The 16,962-nt window shown below is 73.9% G+C and carries 16 protein-coding genes; 7 read left to right on the top strand and 9 right to left on the bottom strand.

Features of this window, described 5'->3' with window-relative positions; genetic code table 11:
* Positions 1 to 12: 12 nt before the first annotated feature.
* The 4 genes from ABD973_RS24440 to uvrB form a co-directional block, all read right to left on the bottom strand.
* On the bottom strand, positions 13 to 999 hold the full coding sequence (locus ABD973_RS24440; protein WP_125820776.1) for a TerC/Alx family metal homeostasis membrane protein: 987 nt from the start codon (positions 997 to 999) through the stop codon (positions 13 to 15).
* 258 nt (positions 1,000 to 1,257) lie between these two features.
* Positions 1,258 to 3,234: a TerD family protein gene (locus tag ABD973_RS24435; protein WP_345502115.1), complete on the bottom strand. Its 1,977-nt coding sequence runs from the start codon at positions 3,232 to 3,234 to the stop codon at positions 1,258 to 1,260.
* Positions 3,235 to 3,279: 45 nt separating this feature from the next.
* Positions 3,280 to 3,858, bottom strand: a complete 579-nt coding sequence (locus tag ABD973_RS24430; protein ID WP_125604093.1) for a TerD family protein — start codon at positions 3,856 to 3,858, stop codon at positions 3,280 to 3,282.
* Between the two features lie 84 nt (positions 3,859 to 3,942).
* On the bottom strand, positions 3,943 to 6,084 hold the full coding sequence (gene uvrB / locus ABD973_RS24425) for an excinuclease ABC subunit UvrB (RefSeq protein ID WP_345502112.1): 2,142 nt from the start codon (positions 6,082 to 6,084) through the stop codon (positions 3,943 to 3,945).
* Between the two features lie 247 nt (positions 6,085 to 6,331).
* On the opposite strand from uvrB, the gene ABD973_RS24420 reads away from it, so the two are divergent.
* The 3 genes from ABD973_RS24420 (at position 6,332) to ABD973_RS24410 (ending at position 9,355) form a co-directional block, all read left to right on the top strand.
* The gene (locus ABD973_RS24420) at positions 6,332 to 7,234 is read left to right on the top strand and encodes a glycerophosphodiester phosphodiesterase (RefSeq protein WP_125604095.1); all 903 of its coding nucleotides are present in this window, start codon (positions 6,332 to 6,334) and stop codon (positions 7,232 to 7,234) included.
* Positions 7,235 to 7,299: 65 nt separating this feature from the next.
* On the top strand, positions 7,300 to 7,863 hold the full coding sequence (locus ABD973_RS24415; protein ID WP_125820780.1) for a methylated-DNA--[protein]-cysteine S-methyltransferase: 564 nt from the start codon (positions 7,300 to 7,302) through the stop codon (positions 7,861 to 7,863).
* 166 nt (positions 7,864 to 8,029) lie between these two features.
* On the top strand, positions 8,030 to 9,355 hold the full coding sequence (locus ABD973_RS24410; RefSeq protein WP_125603376.1) for an MFS transporter: 1,326 nt from the start codon (positions 8,030 to 8,032) through the stop codon (positions 9,353 to 9,355).
* On the opposite strand, the gene ABD973_RS24405 is transcribed toward ABD973_RS24410, so the two are convergent.
* Positions 9,345 to 9,719 carry a cupin domain-containing protein gene (locus tag ABD973_RS24405; protein WP_345502108.1) on the bottom strand — a complete coding sequence of 125 codons (375 nt, stop codon included), beginning with the start codon at positions 9,717 to 9,719 and terminating at the stop codon, positions 9,345 to 9,347. The two genes, ABD973_RS24410 and ABD973_RS24405, sit on opposite strands and share 11 nt — an antisense overlap.
* 73 nt (positions 9,720 to 9,792) lie before the next feature.
* Positions 9,793 to 10,578 (bottom strand): class I SAM-dependent methyltransferase, encoded by a 786-nt coding sequence (locus tag ABD973_RS24400; protein ID WP_125820781.1) that lies wholly within the window; start codon positions 10,576 to 10,578, stop codon positions 9,793 to 9,795.
* Between the two features lie 82 nt (positions 10,579 to 10,660).
* Here ABD973_RS24400 and ABD973_RS24395 point away from each other — a divergent pair, with 82 nt between their 5' ends.
* Both ABD973_RS24395 and ABD973_RS24390 read left to right on the top strand, forming a co-directional pair.
* Positions 10,661 to 11,593 carry a pseudouridine-5'-phosphate glycosidase gene (locus tag ABD973_RS24395; protein WP_125603379.1) on the top strand — a complete coding sequence of 311 codons (933 nt, stop codon included), beginning with the start codon at positions 10,661 to 10,663 and terminating at the stop codon, positions 11,591 to 11,593.
* Positions 11,590 to 12,495 (top strand): carbohydrate kinase family protein, encoded by a 906-nt coding sequence (locus ABD973_RS24390; protein WP_206436504.1) that lies wholly within the window; start codon positions 11,590 to 11,592, stop codon positions 12,493 to 12,495. The genes ABD973_RS24395 and ABD973_RS24390 overlap by 4 nt, the downstream gene beginning before the upstream one ends.
* Positions 12,496 to 12,844: 349 nt before the next feature.
* On the opposite strand, the gene ABD973_RS24385 is transcribed toward ABD973_RS24390, so the two are convergent.
* Positions 12,845 to 13,483 (bottom strand): nucleoside/nucleotide kinase family protein, encoded by a 639-nt coding sequence (locus tag ABD973_RS24385; RefSeq protein WP_125820783.1) that lies wholly within the window; start codon positions 13,481 to 13,483, stop codon positions 12,845 to 12,847.
* Between the two features lie 92 nt (positions 13,484 to 13,575).
* On the opposite strand from ABD973_RS24385, the gene ABD973_RS24380 reads away from it, so the two are divergent.
* Positions 13,576 to 15,021 (top strand): WGR domain-containing protein, encoded by a 1,446-nt coding sequence (locus tag ABD973_RS24380; RefSeq protein ID WP_345502102.1) that lies wholly within the window; start codon positions 13,576 to 13,578, stop codon positions 15,019 to 15,021.
* Here ABD973_RS24380 and ABD973_RS24375 read toward each other — a convergent pair.
* A complete protein-coding gene (locus ABD973_RS24375; RefSeq protein WP_125603382.1) occupies positions 14,985 to 15,413 on the bottom strand; it encodes a cupin domain-containing protein in 429 nt (142 codons plus the stop codon). The two genes, ABD973_RS24380 and ABD973_RS24375, sit on opposite strands and share 37 nt — an antisense overlap.
* Before the next feature lie 123 nt (positions 15,414 to 15,536).
* On the opposite strand from ABD973_RS24375, the gene ABD973_RS24370 reads away from it, so the two are divergent.
* Positions 15,537 to 16,196: a DUF2293 domain-containing protein gene (locus ABD973_RS24370; RefSeq protein WP_125603383.1), complete on the top strand. Its 660-nt coding sequence runs from the start codon at positions 15,537 to 15,539 to the stop codon at positions 16,194 to 16,196.
* Here the strand turns inward: ABD973_RS24370 and ABD973_RS24365 are convergent.
* A complete protein-coding gene (locus ABD973_RS24365; protein WP_206436505.1) occupies positions 16,189 to 16,887 on the bottom strand; it encodes a chaplin in 699 nt (232 codons plus the stop codon). The genes ABD973_RS24370 and ABD973_RS24365 overlap by 8 nt on opposite strands.
* Positions 16,888 to 16,962 lie beyond the last annotated feature (75 nt).

The following is a 16,962-nucleotide window of genomic DNA, read 5'->3' as shown; positions in this document are numbered from 1 at the left end:
ACGGTCCGCCGGTCAGGCGTCGACGCTCTTCGGCTCCGCGGCGGCGGCCTCGGCCTGGGCCTGCTTCTTCGAGGCGATCAGGCTCGTGATGGTGGTGATCACCAGGACGCCGCAGATGACGCCGAGGGAGACCGGGATGGAGATCTGCGGGACGTGCACGCCGGACTCGTGCAGGGCGTGCAGCACCAGCTTGACGCCGATGAAGCCGAGGATCACCGACAGGCCGTAGCTGAGGTGGACCAGCTTCTTGAGCAGGCCGCCGATCAGGAAGTACAGCTGGCGCAGCCCCATGAGGGCGAAGGCGTTGGCGGTGAAGACGATGTACGGGTCCTGGGTGAGGCCGAAGATCGCGGGGATCGAGTCCAGGGCGAAGAGCACGTCGGTGGTGCCGATGGCGAGCATCACGACCATCAGCGGGGTCAGGACGCGCTTGCCGTTGTCGCGGATGAAGAGCTTGGTGCCGTGGTAGCGGTCGGCGACGCCGAACTTCTTCTCGATGGACTTGAGGAGACGGTTCTCCTCGAACTCGTCCTCGTCCTCGTCCTTGCGGGCCTCCTGGATCAGCTTCCAGGCGGTGTAGATCAGGAAGGCGCCGAAGATGTAGAAGACCCACGAGAAGGTGGTGATGATCGCGGCGCCGGCCGCGATGAAGATCGCGCGCAGGACGAGGGCGATCAGTACGCCCACCAGCAGGACGCGCTGCTGGAGGTGGGAGGGTACGGAGAACTTCGCCATGATCAGGACGAAGACGAACAGGTTGTCCACGCTCAGGGACTTCTCGGTGATGAAGCCGGCGAAGAACTCCTGGGAGGCCTGGGCGTTGCCGAAGAACAGCAGGCCGAGGCCGAAGAGGACGGCGAGCACGATCCAGACGACGGTCCAGATGCCCGCTTCCTTGATCGAAACGTCGTGCGGCTTGCGGCCGATGAGGAAATCGGCGCCGATGAGGATGCACAGACCGGCAACGGTCAGCACCCACAAGGTCATCGAAACGTCCACGGTATTCACGCCTCCGGCGGATGGCTCAGCACATGGTCAGCGTCATCGCTGCCGGAGGTCTCTTCCACCCGGCGGCCGTCCGGCCGCGGGCCGGCGCCCCGGGACCCACTGCGTAGATCGCCACAGTGGTCCGTATTGACGGGCACGCCGCGCAGGAAATAGCAGGAATACTCCCCTCCGCGGATCCCAGGGTACCCGCGGAGGAGGCGAAAGGTAAAGGGCTCCCCAAGAAGAGGTCAGCCACCGGTCATGGTCCGGTCACGGGCGGGCCGTGCCCCGCGCCTCCCGCACCCGGTCCAGGGCCCGTTCGAGCACCGTGCTGCCCTGCGGGGGGAGGTCCGGCTCGAAGGTCCAGGCGTGCTGGACCCAGGGGTCGGCGAGGTGGCTGTCCGGCACCGGGGACAGCCGCATCAGCGAGCGCCACAGCGGATCCAGCAGCGGCCCGTACGCGGAGGCCTCCTCCCGGTCGGCGACCATCAGCAGGTGCACCCCGACCGACGGGCCCTCGTCGGCCAGGTAGCGCAGCTGGGTGACCGCCCGGTCGTCGAACCCGTGCGGGAAGTCGTGCACGACCAGCAGCTGCTCGGCCCGGTCCACGTCCGCGGGCAGCTCCTCGGGGGCGCCGGCCCGCAGCGCCATCTGGACGAGGTCCACGCGCCGCGTGAGCCGCGCCAGGGTCCGGCCGACCTCCTCGGCGCCGGCGGCGGGCGGTGCCGCGAGGACCCCGGCCCGCACCAGCGGGGCCAGGGAGGCGGCGCCCGCCCCGGCGGCGTCGATGACGTGGACGGAGAACCGGTCGGCCGGGTGTACCGCGAGGAGCCGTACGGCGTGCGCGACGGCCATGTCCATGGCGGCGCGGCGCAGCCGGTCGGTGTCCATGGCCATGGCGGCCTCGGAGCCGGTGCGGCCGTTGTCGATCCACAGGCCGCGCTCCAGCGGGACCCGCATCAGCATCGGGATCCGCAGGCCCGGCATCTCGGGCAGGCTCAGGTTGCCCAGGCGCAGCGCGAGCGGGGCCTCCTCCGGCACGCCGCCGCCGTGCCAGACGGGGTTGTCCCAGCGCGCGTACGCGGCCGGCAGCGCGGGTTCGACCACGTCGGACTCGGCGACCAGCTGGGCGAGGTCCCGGTCCAGGACGGCCCTGGCCTGCGCGACCAGGTCGTCCCGGCGGGCCCGGGCGGTCTCGCGGGCGGCGTCCCCGGCGCCGCCGACGCGGTGGCGCGGGTCGGACAGGGCCTCGTCAAGTTCGCGGTCCAGCCGCGCGTCGGCGAAGTCGACGGCGCTGCGGTAGGCGGCGACCGTGCGGGCCAGGTCCTCGAACATGCCCCAGACCTGGTTGTAGAGCCGCTCGTCCATGGACCAGCCGCTGGCGTCGCCGGCGACCGGGGCCGGGGGCCGGCCGGCGTCCGCCGCGGGCGCGGGCCGGGGTGCGGGCTCGGGGGCCTCGGCGCCGGTGCGGCGGCGGCGCGGGTGGGCGTAGTCGATGGTGGGCGGGCCCTGCGCGGCCGCGGTGTCCCCCGGGGCGGCGGGGACGGGGCCGGGCGTGCCCGGGTAGGGGGCGCCGGAGACCGGGACCGGATCCGGCGGCTCGGGGGCGGCGGCCGGAGCCGGGGCCGCCTGCCGGTCGGACGGCGGGGCGTCCTGGGCCCGCGGGGGCAGGGCGGCGAGGGTCCGGTCGGCCCCGGCGGCGCCCTCGGGCCCGCGCAGGACGGCCGCGGCCAGCTCGGCGGCCTGCGGCGCGGGCAGGCCCCCGTCGGTGAGCAGGGCGCCGAGGCCCTCGGCGTATCCCTGGCCGACGGCCCGCACCTTCCAGGCGCCCTGGCGCCGGTAGAGCTCCAGGGCCACGACGGCGGTCTCGGCGCCGAGCCCGGTGAGGGTGAACCCGGCGAACTCGGGCCCGTCCGGCGGGGCCACCGCCGCGTGCGGGGCGGGCACGGAGCCGAAGCTCAGCGGCCCTCCGGGCGGCAGGACGAGGAGCAGGCCGATCCGGTGGACCTCCGCGGCGACGGCATCGAGGTCGACGGCCAGCATGTGGCGGTCGGCGGCCTCCTGCGGCAGCCGGAGCCAGGCGGGGGCCCGGCCGCCCGGCCGGGCCAGCGCCCCGGGGCCCGCGAGGCGGCCCTCTTCGTCGGCCAGGGAGGCCAGGGCGAGCACGGGCGTGCCCGCCGAGACCCTGATCTCGACCCTGTCGTGGGGCACGGGGTGGTTCTGCCCCCGGACCAGTTCGGCCGTCATCGTGCAGCCCCTCCCCCGTGCCGTCTTCTCTTGTCGGTACTGCTCTTACAGGTGCGGCAGGATCGCCGGCATCAGGTCCTGGAAGGTCCGGCCGTTGGCCGGGTTTCCGAGGGCCGTCATCTGCCAGCCGCCGCCGGTCCGGGACACCTTCGCCATGATCTGCGCGGTGTACTGGCCCCCGCCGTCGAGGGTGTAGCGGGCCAGCTCCTGGCCGTTGGTCTCGTCGACGATGCGGCAGAAGGCGTTCTGCACTTCCTGGAAGGTCTGGCCGGTGAACGAGTTCACCGTGAAGACGATCGTGTCGATGTGGACCGGGACCCGCTGGAGGTCGACGAGGATGGCCTCGTCGTCCCCGCCCTGGCCGACGCCGCCGACCAGGTTGTCGCCGGTGTGGCGGACCGAGCCGTCGTCGCTCTGCAGGTGCCGGAAGAAGACCACGTCCACCGGCTGCTTGTCGGCGAAGAGCACCGCCGACGCGTCGAGGTCGATCTCCCGCGTCCGCGAGCCGAACAGCCCCCGGCGCTTGGCCGCCTGCCAGCCCAGGCCCATCCGGACCGCGGTCAGCGTGCCGCCGTCCTGCTTCTGCAGACTGATGGCCTGACCCTTGGTCATGTTGACCGTCACGCGCGTTCCCCTCTCCATAGCCCGCCCCTAAAGGCCCGCAGCGTGCGCCTGCGGCGTTTCCACACCCTACTGACCGCCCCGGGGTCAGGCGAGGCCCGCTTCCCTCATCTGGCGAAGCTCCTTCTTCAGCTCGCCCACCTCGTCCCTGATCCGGGCGGCGACCTCGAACTGGAGCTCGGCGGCCGCTCCCCTCATCCGCTCGGTCATCTGCTCGATGAGCGCGGCCAGTTCGGCGGCGGGCCGGTCGGTCGCGACGGCGGCCTTGGCCGTCTTGCCGCCCTTGCCCTTGGCGACGGCCGCGGCCTTGCCGCCGAGCGCGGGGACCGGCGCCTTGGCGGCCTTGCCGTCCTTGGCCTGCCGGTAGCCGGTGCCGAGGAGCTCCTCGGTGTCCAGCTCCTCGCGGGCGATGGTGGCGACGATGTCGTTGATCTTCTTGCGCAGCGGCTGCGGGTCGATCCCGTTGGCCGTGTTGTAGGCGATCTGCTTCTCGCGGCGCCGGTTGGTCTCGTCGATGGCCTTCTCCATCGCCGGGGTCATCTTGTCCGCGTACATGTGGACCTGGCCGGAGACGTTGCGGGCGGCACGGCCGATGGTCTGGATGAGGGAGGTCCCCGAGCGCAGGAAACCCTCCTTGTCGGCGTCGAGGATCGCCACGAGCGACACCTCGGGCAGGTCGAGGCCCTCGCGCAGCAGGTTGATGCCGACCAGTACGTCGTACTCGCCGGCCCGCAGCTCGCGCAGCAGCTCGATGCGGCGCAGCGTGTCGACGTCGCTGTGCAGGTAGCGGACCTGGATGCCCAGCTCCAGGAAGTAGTCGGTGAGGTCCTCGGCCATCTTCTTGGTGAGGGTGGTGACCAGGACCCGCTCGTCCTTCTCCACGCGGCCCCGGATCTCGTGGACGAGGTCGTCGATCTGGCCCTCGGTGGGCTTGACCACGACCTCCGGGTCGACGAGGCCGGTGGGGCGGATGATCTGCTCGACGAAGCCGTCGGAGCGGGAGAGCTCGTACTTGCCGGGGGTGGCCGACAGGTAGACGGTCTGGCCGACCCGCTCGAGGAACTCCTCCCACTTCAGCGGCCGGTTGTCGAGCGCGGACGGCAGCCGGAAGCCGTGGTCGACCAGGGTCCGCTTGCGCGAGGCGTCGCCCTCGTACATGGCGCCGATCTGCGGCACGGTGACGTGCGACTCGTCGATGACGAGGAGGAAGTCCTCGGGGAAGTAGTCGATCAGGGTGTTCGGGGCCGAGCCGCGCTCGCGGCCGTCCATGTGCAGCGAGTAGTTCTCGATGCCGGAGCAGGACCCGATCTGGCGCATCATCTCCAGGTCGTAGGTGGTGCGCATGCGCAGCCGCTGGGCCTCCAGCATCTTGCCCTGCTTCTCCAGCTCCGCGAGCCGCCCGGCGAGCTCGGCCTCGATGCCGGTGATCGCCTTCTCCATGCGCTCGGGGCCGGCGACGTAGTGGCTGGCGGGGAAGACGTAGAGCTCGCGGTCCTCGCTGATGACCTCGCCGGTCAGCGGGTGCAGGGTGGACAGCGCCTCGATCTCGTCGCCGAACATCTCGATGCGGACGGCCAGTTCCTCGTAGACCGGGAAGATCTCGATGGTGTCGCCGCGCACCCGGAAGGTGCCGCGCGTGAAGGCCAGGTCGTTGCGGGTGTACTGGATGTCGACGAAGCGGCGCAGCAGCTGGTCCCGGTCGACCTCCTCGCCCACTTTGAGGCGGACCATCCGGTCCACGTACTCCTGCGGGGTGCCGAGGCCGTAGATGCAGGACACGGAGGCGACGACGATCACGTCGCGCCGGGTCAGCAGCGAGTTGGTCGCGGAGTGGCGCAGCCGCTCCACCTCCTCGTTGATCGAGGAGTCCTTCTCGATGTAGGTGTCCGACTGCGGTACGTAGGCCTCGGGCTGGTAGTAGTCGTAGTACGAGACGAAGTACTCGACGGCGTTGTTCGGCAGGAGCTCGCGGAACTCGTTCGCCAGCTGGGCGGCCAGCGTCTTGTTCGGCGCCATCACCAGGGTGGGCCGCTGGAGCTTCTCGATCATCCACGCCGTGGTGGCGGACTTGCCCGTACCGGTCGCGCCGAGCAGTACGACGTCCTTCTCACCTGCGCGGATGCGCTTCTCCAGCTCGGCGATGGCCGCCGGCTGGTCACCGCTGGGCTGGTACGGGCTGACGACCTCAAAGGGTGCCACCGTGCGTTCGATCTTCGATACGGGCCGCATGACTCCACCGTACGACCCCGCACCGACACTCACGTCCTTCCGCGGGGCCGCGGGGCCCCGCGACAGGTCCGGCGGGCGGAGCGGATCTCCTCCTTTCCGGTCTGTTTGTCGTAGTTCGGTGGCATCCCGGTGATCTTCGCGCCGATGATCGCCGTGCACGCTCCGCCGTGAAGTGCACCGCCGCAATGCCTCCCGCTCCGCACCCGTCTGACGCAGGACCAGGGCTCACGACCCGAGGAGAGACCACATGTACGTCCGACCCGCCACCGCGGCAGCCGCCGCGATCCTGGGTTTCGCCCTCACGGTGCTGGGCGGGACGGCCTCCCCGGCCGCCACCGGCCCCGGCTCCCCCGACGGCACGAGCGGGGTCCTGGGCCCCGTCGTGTACGCCCACCGGGGGGCTTCCGCGTACGCCCCGGAGAACACCCTCGAAGCGATCGACCTGGCCGGGCGGCTCGGCTTCGACTGGGTCGAGAACGACGTCCAGCGGACCAGGGACGGCGAGCTGGTGGTGATCCACGACGACACCCTCGCCCGCACCACCGACGCCGAGCAGGTCTTCCCCGGCCGGTCGCCCTGGCGGGTCAAGGACTTCACGGCGGCCGAGATCGCGCGGCTGGACGCGGGCAGCTGGTTCTCGCCGCGCTTCGCGGGCGCCCGGGTGCCGACGCTGCGGGAGTACATGGAGCGGGTCGGGGAGAACCGGCAGAAGCTGCTGCTGGAGATCAAGAAACCGGAGCTCTACCCCGGCATCGAGGGCGAGACGCTGGACCTCCTGGGCCGGCTGGGCTGGCTCGACGGGGACCACGTCGCCCGCCGCCTGGTCGTGCAGAGCTTCAGCGCCGACTCCGTGCGGATCGTGCACGGCCTGCGCCCCGACCTGCTGACGGCCTTCCTGGGTACCCCGCCCGTGGCCGACCTGCCCCGCTACGCGGAGTTCACGGACCGGATCAATCCGTGGCACACGACGATCACGGCGGACTGGGTGGCGGCGGTGCACGGCCTGACGGGGGCCCACGGCAAGGCCATGGAGGTGGACACCTGGATCGTGGACGACGCCGCCACCGCCCGCAAGGTCCGGGACATGGGCGTGGACGGGATCATCACGAACGCGCCCGACGTGGTGCGGAACGCCGTGATCGGCTTCTGACGCGGGAACGCCCCCGGGGCCCGGAATCCGGCCGCGCTGTCGGTGGCGGCCCGTACCGTGGAGCCGTGGACAGCACCGAGCGGCCCCGCGGGCCGCACCTCGAATGGACCGTCGTCCCCAGTGACATCGGCCCCCTGCTCCTGGCCGCGACCCCCGGGGGTCTGGTCCGGGTCGAGTTCCACGCGCGACCGGACCGGGCCGGCCGGATGATCGGCTCGCTGGTCTCCCGGCTCGGGGCGGACGCGTGGCGGCCCGACCCGGGCGAGGAGGTGCTGCTGGCCGAGCCGATACGCCAGCTGGAGGCGTACTTCGCCGGTTCTCTGCGGCGCTTCGAACTGCCGCTGGACTGGCGGCTCAGCTCCGGCTTCAACAAGCAGGTGCTGCTGGAGCTCGACCGCTCGGTGCCGTACGGATCGGTCGTCGGGTACGGGGAGCTGGCCGCCCGCGTCGGGCAGCCGGGGGCGGCCCAGGCCGTGGGCAACGCCATGGGCTCGAACCCGCTGCCCCTGGTGGTGGCCTGCCACCGCGTGGTGGAGAACGACGGCGGGATCGGCGGGTTCGGCGGCGGGGTGGAGACCAAGCGGATCCTGCTCGCGCTGGAGGGCGTGCTCCCGCAGCCCCTCTTCTGACCTGCGGGTTCCGCCGCGGTGCCAGCCGGTGGCCGCACGGCCCGGGGCGGGTATACCCGGTTCCCCCGCGCGGCCTGCGGTGGGAAACTGCCGCCGTGACCACTCCTGCCGCTCCAGGCCCCGTCCCGTCCGGCCCCGACACACCCCAGCGCCGGGGGTGTCCGGCATGAGCACCTCCCCCGACGCAGCCCCCGGCACCGCCCTCGGCAGCGGCGGCGCGGCCGCGCCGGTCGACGCCGCCGACCTGCCCCGGCTCCAGCGCCGGACGTCCGCGGTGCTCATGGCCAGCCAGATCCTGGGCGGCCTGGGCGTGCCGATCAGCATCGCCCTGGCCCCCGTGCTGGCCACCGAGATCAGCGGCACCGAGGCCCTGTCCGGCTTCGCCTCCACCGCCGCGGTGATCGGCACCGCCCTGGTCTCCCTGCCACTCGCCGCCCTGATGACCGCGCGCGGACGCCGCCCGGGGCTCGTGGTGGCGTACGCCATCGGCACGCTCGGCGCGGCCCTGGTGGTCCTGGCCGCCTCGGTCAGGAGCTTCCCGCTGCTGATGCTCGGCATGGCCGCCTTCGGCGCGGCCTCCTCCGCCAACCTCCAGGCCCGCTTCGCCGCCGCCGACCTCGCCGCGCCCGACCGGCGGGCCCGCGCGATCTCGCTCGTCGTCTGGTCCTCCACCCTGGGCGCGGTGCTCGGGCCCAACCTCTCCGCCCCCGCCAGCGACAGCTTCGCCGGCACCTCCATACCCCAGACGGCGGGCCCCTTCGTGTGGGCCGGCGCCGTCTTCGTCCTCACCGGCACGCTGCTCGCGGTGTTCCTGCGGCCCGACCCGCTGCTGACCGCCCGGGCCCTGGCCGGGGCCGGGGAACAGTCCCGTCAGGCCCGCTCGCTGCGCGCCGGCCTGGCCGCCGTCAAGGCCTCGCCGCGGGCCAGGCTCGCGCTGCTGACCGTTGCCGTGTCCCACACCGCCATGGTCTCGATCATGGTGATGACGCCGATGGACCTCAGCCACCACGGCGCCGGCCTGCGCCTCGTCGGCCTGGTGATCAGCGGCCACATCGCGGGCATGTTCGCCTTCTCCCCCGTCATGGGCTGGCTCGCCGACCGCCTCGGCCGGCTGTCCGTGATCGGGCTCGCGGCCGGCCTGCTCTCCCTCGCCGCTCTGCTCGCCGGCACCGCCCACGGGAACCACGCCCAGAGCGCGGCCGGGCTCTTCCTGCTCGGGCTCGGCTGGTCCGCCGGCATGGTCTCCGGCTCGGCGCTGCTGACCGACTCGGTGCCGCAGGCCGCACGGGCCGCCGTACAGGGCCTGAGCGACCTGACGATGAACACCGCCGCCGGTGTCGGCGGGGCCGCCGCCGGGCTGGTCATGTCCCAGGCCGGCTACGGCTGGCTCAACGCGATCGGTGCGGCGCTCCTGCTGCCCATGGCGGCGCTCGCCCTGTTCACCGCCCGCCGCCACCCCCAGCCGGCGAAGCCGGGGGGCCTCAGCAGTTGATGTGGTAGGCCTTGCGCAGCGTCTCGTGGACCGTCCAGGTGGTCCGGTCGCCCTCGCGCAGCACGCAGACCGAACCCGGACCCACCTCGAACGTCGCGCCGCCCTCGACCTCGATGGTGGCGCGGCCGCTGACCACCACGAACAGTTCGTCGGCCTCGGTGTCGGTGACCACCCCGGGGGTGATCTGCCAGATCCCCCGGATCTGAGAGCCGTCCGCCGACTCCCACAGCACCTTGCCGGTCACGGCCGGGGTGCCGGAGACGATCTGCGCGGGATCGAGCTCCTCGGCCTCCAGCTCGGCGTCGGGGACGTCCGCGACGGACACGGCGAAGGAGGCGGGGGCGCTGTGGTCACTGGTGCTCATGGTGCGTCAGCCTAGGGGCCCCGCCCCCGCCCGCGCGGTCACCAGAGCGTCCAGCGCGGGCGCGTACGACACGTCATTCCGTCGAGCGCGTCCGCACCACCGGCCGGCGCGCGCCGAGGACCGGCTGGTGGAAGCCGGTGTCCTCGGCGGAGTGCCAGACCGGCTCGCCGAAGCCCGCCCGCCGCACGTACGCCGACGTCTCCTCCTCGGGCAGCGCCCAGTACGTGGCGCTCGACGTCGTCGTGCTCCAGCCCTCGCCGGACGGCAGCAGCTGGAACAGCTCCACGTCGTAGCGCTCGCCGTCGGCGTGCCAGTGCCACAGCTGGAAGGTGACGGTGCGCCCCTCCGGTCCGGTCCGCACGTACGGGGCCTGGCTCGCGGGCCGGGTCCGGCGCAGCTCGCCATAGGGACGGGTGGAGAGCAGCAGCAGCCCGCCGGGGCGCAGCACCCGGCGGCTTTCGGCCAGTGCGGCGCCCACGTCCTCGGCGGTCAGCAGGTGCGGGAGCGCGTTGTCGGCGCACACGACGGCGTCGAAGGAGGCGTCGGGGAAGGGCAGCGCGCGCATGTCCGCGGCGGCGACCGGCAGCGTCAGACCGCGGGCGGCCGCCTCGCGCGCGGCACGGGCCGCGGCGAGCGGGCTGAGGTCGGTGCCGGTGACCCGGTGGCCCAGGCCCGCCAGGCCCAGCGCCTGGGTCCCGATGCCGCAGGCGCTGTCGAGCACGGTGTGCGGCCCCGGGCCGAGCGAGGCGGTGAGCAGGGCGTCCAGAGCACGTCCCTGGCGGGCGATGCTCGCGTCCCAGTCCGCGTACATGAGGTCGTAGCGCGGGGCGAGTTCGTCGTAGAAGGTCCGGGTGTCCATCCGGGCACGCTACTCGGACAGGTTCGCGCCGGAGCGGGAGGGGCGTGTTTGGGGGCGTGAATCCCGTGCCAGGGATGGGGACATGCCACAGCACAGAGCATCCGAGATCCCGGTCCTGTCGCCAGAGGTGCGCGAGGCGCTCGCCGCGCGCCGGCCCGTCGTCGCCCTGGAGTCGACGATCATCGCGCACGGCCTGCCGCGCCCCCGCAATCTGGAGGTGGGGCTGGAACTGGAGGAACTGGTCCGGTCGGAGGGCGCCGTTCCGGCGACCGTGGCCGTGGTGGACGGGGTGCCGCGGGCGGGCCTGGACAAGGCCGCGCTGGAGCGGATCGCCGCGGGTGAGGGGGTGCGCAAGCTGGGCCACCGGGACCTCGCGCCCGCCCTCGCGGCGGGGGCGACCGGGGCGACGACGGTGTCGGCGACGGCCTTCCTGGCCGCGCGGGCGGGGCTGCGGGTGTTCGCGACGGGCGGGCTGGGCGGCGTACACCGTCAGTGGACGCTCTCGCAGGACGAGTCGGCGGACCTGTCGCTGCTCGCCCGGACCCGGATCACGGTCGTGTGCGCGGGGGTGAAGTCGATCCTGGACGTGCCGGCCACGCTCCAGCGCCTGGAGACGCTCGGGGTCGGCGTCGTCGGCTACCGGACGAAGCGGTTCCCCGGCTTCTACCTGGCCGACTCGGGAGAGCCGGTCGACTGGACGGTGGAGGAGCCGCAGGAGGTGGCGGCGGTGATGGCCGCTCAGGACGCCGTCGGAGGGCCGGAGTCGGCGCTGCTGGTCGCCAACCCGGTGGCCGAGGCGGAGCAGCTGGATCCGGCGCTGCACGACCGGGTCCTGGCCGAGGCGCTGGCCGAGTGCCGGGAGCGGGGCATCACGGGGCAGGCGGTGACGCCGTTCCTGCTGGGGTTCCTGGTGCGGGCGACGGGCGGTGCGTCGCTGGAGGCGAACCTGGCGGCGGTACGCGGCAACGTACGGCTCGGCGCGCGGATCGCGCGGGCCTGGGCGGCCCGCGCATGACGGCGGCGCCGGCGGCACTGCCGGGGGCGCTGCTGGTGGTCGGCGACGTGGTGACGGACGTGGTGGCGGTGCACCGCGAGCCGCTGGCCCCGGCCACCGACACCGCCGCCCGCATCCGCACCCTCCCCGGCGGGGCCGGGGCCAACGCCGCCTGCTGGGCGGCCCGTACGGGCACGGCGGAGGTGCGCCTGCTCGCGCGGGTGGGCTCCGAGTCGGCCCGCTGGCACGAGCGGGCGCTGGTCGACGCGGGGGTACGGCCCCGGCTGGTGGTGGACCCGGCGGAGCCGACCGGGACGGTGGTGGCGCTGGTCGGCGAGGACGCGGAGCGGACCTTCCTGACCGACAGCGGGGCCTCGCTGCGGCTGTGCCCCGCCGACTGGGTGCCGGCGCTGCTGGACGGTGCCGGGCACCTGCACCTGTCGGGCTACCTGTTCTTCTCGGAGTGCAGCCGGGAGCTGGCCCTGGTCGCGCTGCGGGCCGCCCGGACCCGGGGGGTGCCGGTGAGCGTCGACCCGGCCTCGGCGGGGTTCCTGGCCGAGCTGGGCCCCGACCGCTTCCTGGCCGCCGTGGCGGGGGCGGGCGTGCTCCTGCCGAACGAGGACGAGGCCCGGCTGCTGGCGGGGGTCGGGGAACCGGCCCGGGCGGCGGAGGAGCTGAGCCGGCGGGTGCCGCTGGTGGTGGTGACCCGGGGTCCGGGCGGCGCGATCGTCGCCGAGGGCGGGCGGATCACCGCCGAGGTCGAGGCGGAGCCGGCGGAGGCGGTGGACACCACGGGCGCCGGGGACGCGTTCGCGGGCGGCTTCCTGGCGGCCCGCCTCGCGGGGGCGACCGCCGCGGACTCCGCCCGCGCCGGCTGCCGCGCGGCTGCCGCCGCCGTGGCCCGACTGGGGGGCCGGCCGTAGCTTGTCACGCGCCGCCGCGCCGGACTCCGTCCGTCGGGTGCGGGGCGGGGCCGGGCCCCGTGGCTGTGGCCGGTGGTCGTGTGCGGGTGGTCGTGCCGCTGCGCGGCGCTGGGTCCCCTACCCGCCCTTCCACCGTTCCCCGGGCTCCGCCCGGACCCGTTCCGGGCGGGCGCTCCGCGCCCGGTGCGCTCAAACGCCGCGCGGGCTGGAATTTCGCTGCGCGAAATCCAGCCCCGCCTGGGGGCACCTCCCAGCGGTAGCTGGGGGAGTTTGAGGCGCGGGGTCCGGGGCGGAGCCCCGGGGAACGGGCGAAGGGTGGGTAGGGGACCCGGCTCGCGCAGCGGCGGCGCTAGGTCGGCGGGAGGCCGGTCCAGGCCGGGTGGAGGGGGTCGTCCGCGCGGACGAGGACGTCGGCCGCGGAGGCCGGGTCCGTGTCCCGCGCGTACCGGGCGAACGCCGGCAGCGTCCACCGCTCGGCCTCCGGCGTCCGCCGCCCCAGCGCCCCCGCCGAGAGGCTGACGTGCACGCTCAGGTCGAACGGGAACCAGTGCCCCAGCAGCAGCGGCCCGTGCACGATCACCACCGCGCCCGGCGGGAGTTCGGTGTACGGGCTGCGGGTGGCCCGGTCGGTGACGGGGTCCCACAGGTCGGGCAGGACCCGCCCGCTGCCCCCGGGGTCCGTCGGGCCGAACACCTCGCGCCACAGCGCGCCCGTGTCGTACCAGCCCTGGAGGTACGCGTCCACGTCCTCGCGCCCGTACTCGAACCGCAGCGAGGCCGGCCGCAGGAACCCCCCGGCGGCCACCACGAGCACCGCCCGGCCGCGCGAGCGCAGCGCCCCGGCCAGTTCCTCCGCCAGGACCCCGGTGTCGGCCGCGGGCGCGCCGTCGATGCCGACCCGTTGCCAGGTGTCGCCCGCCGCGGGCGCGCCGAGGTGGCCGGCGAGCCGCTCGGCCATCCGCTGCCAGGTGATCGCTTCCAGCTTCACGAGCCCATTGTCAGTGGTGCGCCCTAACGTTTTTCACGAGGGATCACCGGTGGAGAAGAGCCGGCGGCCCTGCTCTTGGGGAGGGGTCTGTCATGGCTCGGGAGACGACGTATCTGGAGCTGTCGCAGGAGGACGGCGCGGCGCACAAGTTCTACGAGGTGACCGTGGACGGCGTGAGCGTCTCGGTGCGCTACGGCCGCATCGGCGCGGTCGGCCAGCTGCAGAGCTCCTCGTTCCCGACGGCCGAGAAGGCCCGCGCGGCGGCCGCCAAGAAGATCGGCGAGAAGGTCCGCAAGGGGTACGCGCCGGCGGTGCGGGGGGCGCGCGCCGCCCGGTCGGTGACGCGGCGGCAGGTGGCGTCGGCTCCGTCCACGGCCCGCGCGGTGGCGCCGGTGCTGTGGCGCTTCCGGACCGGCTCCTCGGCCTTCGGGATCCACGTGGACGAGGACCGCTGCTGGGTGGGCAACCAGGCGGGGGACGTCTACACGCTGAGCCACGGCGGCGAGGTGCTGGCCCGCTACTCCCTGCCGGACGGGGTGAAGTGCCTGGTGGCGGACGAGTTCTGGATATACGCGGGTTGTGACGACGGCACGGTGTACGACCTGTCGTCGAAGGTGCCGTTCGGGGCGTACGGGATAGCCGCGGACGTGGACATCTACTGGCTCGACATCCACGAGGGTGTGCTCAACGTCTCCGACGCGGGCGGCGGCCTGACGGTCATCGACCACGAGGACGAGCACCAGTGGTCGCGGAAGTCCTCCGGTACCGGTGCCTGGATGGTCCGGGCGGACGAGCGGGCCGTCTACCACGGGCACAGCGCCGGTGTGACGGCGTACGCGGCCGACGGCACGGGGCAGTTGTGGCACACCGCGACGCCCGGCGGGGTGCTGTTCGGCTGGCAGGAGGAGCACGCGGTGTACGCGGGCACGGTGCGCAACACCGTGCAGCGCCTGTCGAAGGCGACGGGGCGGGTCGAGGCCTCGTACCCGTGCGACGCGGCGGTGTACTCGTGCGCGACGTCCCCGGACGGCCGGCACGTCTTCGCCGGCGACTCCTCCTCGTCGGTGTACTGCTTCGACGCGGACGGGCGCCGGCTGTGGAAGCTGGGCACCGGCGGGGGTTCGGCCCTGTCGATGCAGTACCTGGACGAGCGGCTGTACCTGGTCACCACGGACGGGTCGCTGGTGTGCGTGGACGCGAGCGGTGCGGCCATCGCCGCGGCCCAGCAGGGTTCGGTCCCGACCGCGGTGGACGTGAAGTCGGCGGCCGCGCTGCCGGTGTTCACCCCGGCGGCGTCCGCGTCGGCGGTGGCCACGGTCTCGGTGGCCGCGGTGCCGGCCGGCGGTGTGGTGGTGGAGTGCGTCCAGCAGGGCGGGCGGATGCGGGTGCAGGTGGTCTCGGACGGCTTCGAGCACGGCTGGAACGTGCAGTTCCCGCGCGGGATCCGGGAGGCGGGCGCCCGGTACGTGGTGGACGGGCTGCACGCGGCGAGCGGGGGCTTCTACCGGGTGCGCGGGGAGATACGCCGGCTCGTCTGAGCGGTGCACCGGGGGTCCTGGGGACAGCCGCAGGGCACGGCGCCCCGGGGGGCCGGGGCGGCCACCGACCAGGGGTCGTCCTCGGTGAGGGCGCAGGTGATCTGGAGGACGACGGGCCGGGTCCCGAGGTTGCGGCCGAGGTGTACGTGGCCGGCACCGGCCGGTTCGACGAAGGTGGCGCCGGCCGGGTGCACCTCCACGGTGCCGTCGGACAGGATGCGGGTGAGGGTCCCGGACTTGACCACCGCCATCAGCGGGACGTGGTGGTAGTGCCATCCCGTGCAGCCGCCGGGGGCTATGACGACCTCCCGGCCGGTGAGGCCCGAGGGCCCCGTCTCGCGCGCCGCCGCCGCGGCTCCGGGGCGCCGTACCGTCGCCTGTCGTCCACCCATGTGCTCCTCCTCGCCAGGGGCTCACGGTAGACAGACCTCATGACTTCCAGTCGGATTTTATGAAAGACCAACAACCCTTCCGCGTCAGGTGATATAGGGCTCGGCGGGCGGTATCACAACGGCATGAGTCTCGTCGTCTTCGAGTCGCTGAAGCCGATCCACTGCGCCGCGTGCCGACGGGGGCCGCTGCGGCACCTCGTCCGCGAATCCGGCGTGCCCCGCTGCCTGGACTGCGCCGACCTGGGCCATCTCGTCTACCTGCCGCGCGGCGACACGGCGCTCACCCGCCGGGCCCGGGAGGGCAGTTCGCTGCACGCCGTCGTGGTGCGCAGGCACAAGGGCCGCCGCCGCTACGAACGCCAGGGGCTGCTGGTGGAGGACGCCGCGCTGGCCCGCGCCGAGCGGGCCTGCCTCGCCGACGCCGATGCCCGGGCCCGCCGCCGCGAGCGGGACCGGCAGCGCCGCGCGGCCGAGGACGTCCGGTTCACCGCCGCCTTCGCGGCCGAGATCCGGCGCCTGTTCCCCGGCTGCCCGGCCGACCGGGCCCAGGCGATCGCCGCCCACGCCTCGCTGCGCGGCAGCGGCCGGGTCGGGCGTACCGCCGCCGGCCGGGCGCTCGACGAGCAGGCCGTGTCGGTCGCGGTGCGGGCCGCGGTGCGGCACACCGACACCGAGTACGACGCGCTGCTGATGGCGGGGGTGCCCCGGTTCGCGGCCCGGGCCCGGCTGGCGGCGCGGATCGACGCGATCCTCGACGGCTGGCGTACGGGGGGCGTCAGCTGAGGCGGAAGCGGCGGTAGAGGAGCGCCCCGCCGAGCAGCAGGGCGCCGCTGCCGGGCACCAGGTAGCCGAGCCCGTCGGAACCGGTGTGGGCCAGGGCCGACGGGTCCCGCGGAGCGGGCGGGGCCGGCGGGGTGACCGGCCGCTGGGCGACCGGCGGCTGCACGGCGGGCGGCTGCACGGCGGGCGGCTGCACGGGCTTGCCGCCGGTCGGGGGCTCGCCGTTCACGGAGGTGTTCCCGTGGGAGCCGTTGCCGACGCCGACGACGTTCACCGAGTTGCCGCTGACGTTCAGCGGGAGGTCCACCGGGAGCTGGACGCCGTTGCCGGACAGCAGCCCGGGGGAACCCTTTCCGCTCCCCTCGGCGCTCGCCCCTCCCCCGTGCCCCCCGGACCCGGGTTTCGACGGATGGGAGGGCCGCGGGTCCGGATTCCCCCCGCCCGCAGCGGTGTTGGTACAGCCGTTGCCGGCGGCGGAGTTCAGCACGCCGACCACGCTGACCGTGTTCCCGCACACGTTCACCGGGGCGTGCACGGGCAGTTGCACCAGGTTCCCGGACAGCAGCCCCGGGGAGCGCTCGGTCTGCCCGCCCGCGTCGGCGTCGGCGTACGCGAAGCCGCCCACCCCCGCGACCGCCAGTCCGCCACCCGCGACCATCGCCGCGATCAAGCCGTTCCGACGAGTGTGACGCATCAGATTTCCTGCCTTCCGGAGGGTTTCAGGGCCATCGGGCCCGTACCGGAAACAACGCGGTAAACCCGTTCGGGT

Source organism: Streptomyces racemochromogenes, from assembly GCF_039535215.1.
GTDB classification, from domain to species: domain Bacteria; phylum Actinomycetota; class Actinomycetes; order Streptomycetales; family Streptomycetaceae; genus Streptomyces; species Streptomyces racemochromogenes.
This window is presented reverse-complemented; position numbering and strand designations above follow the sequence as displayed.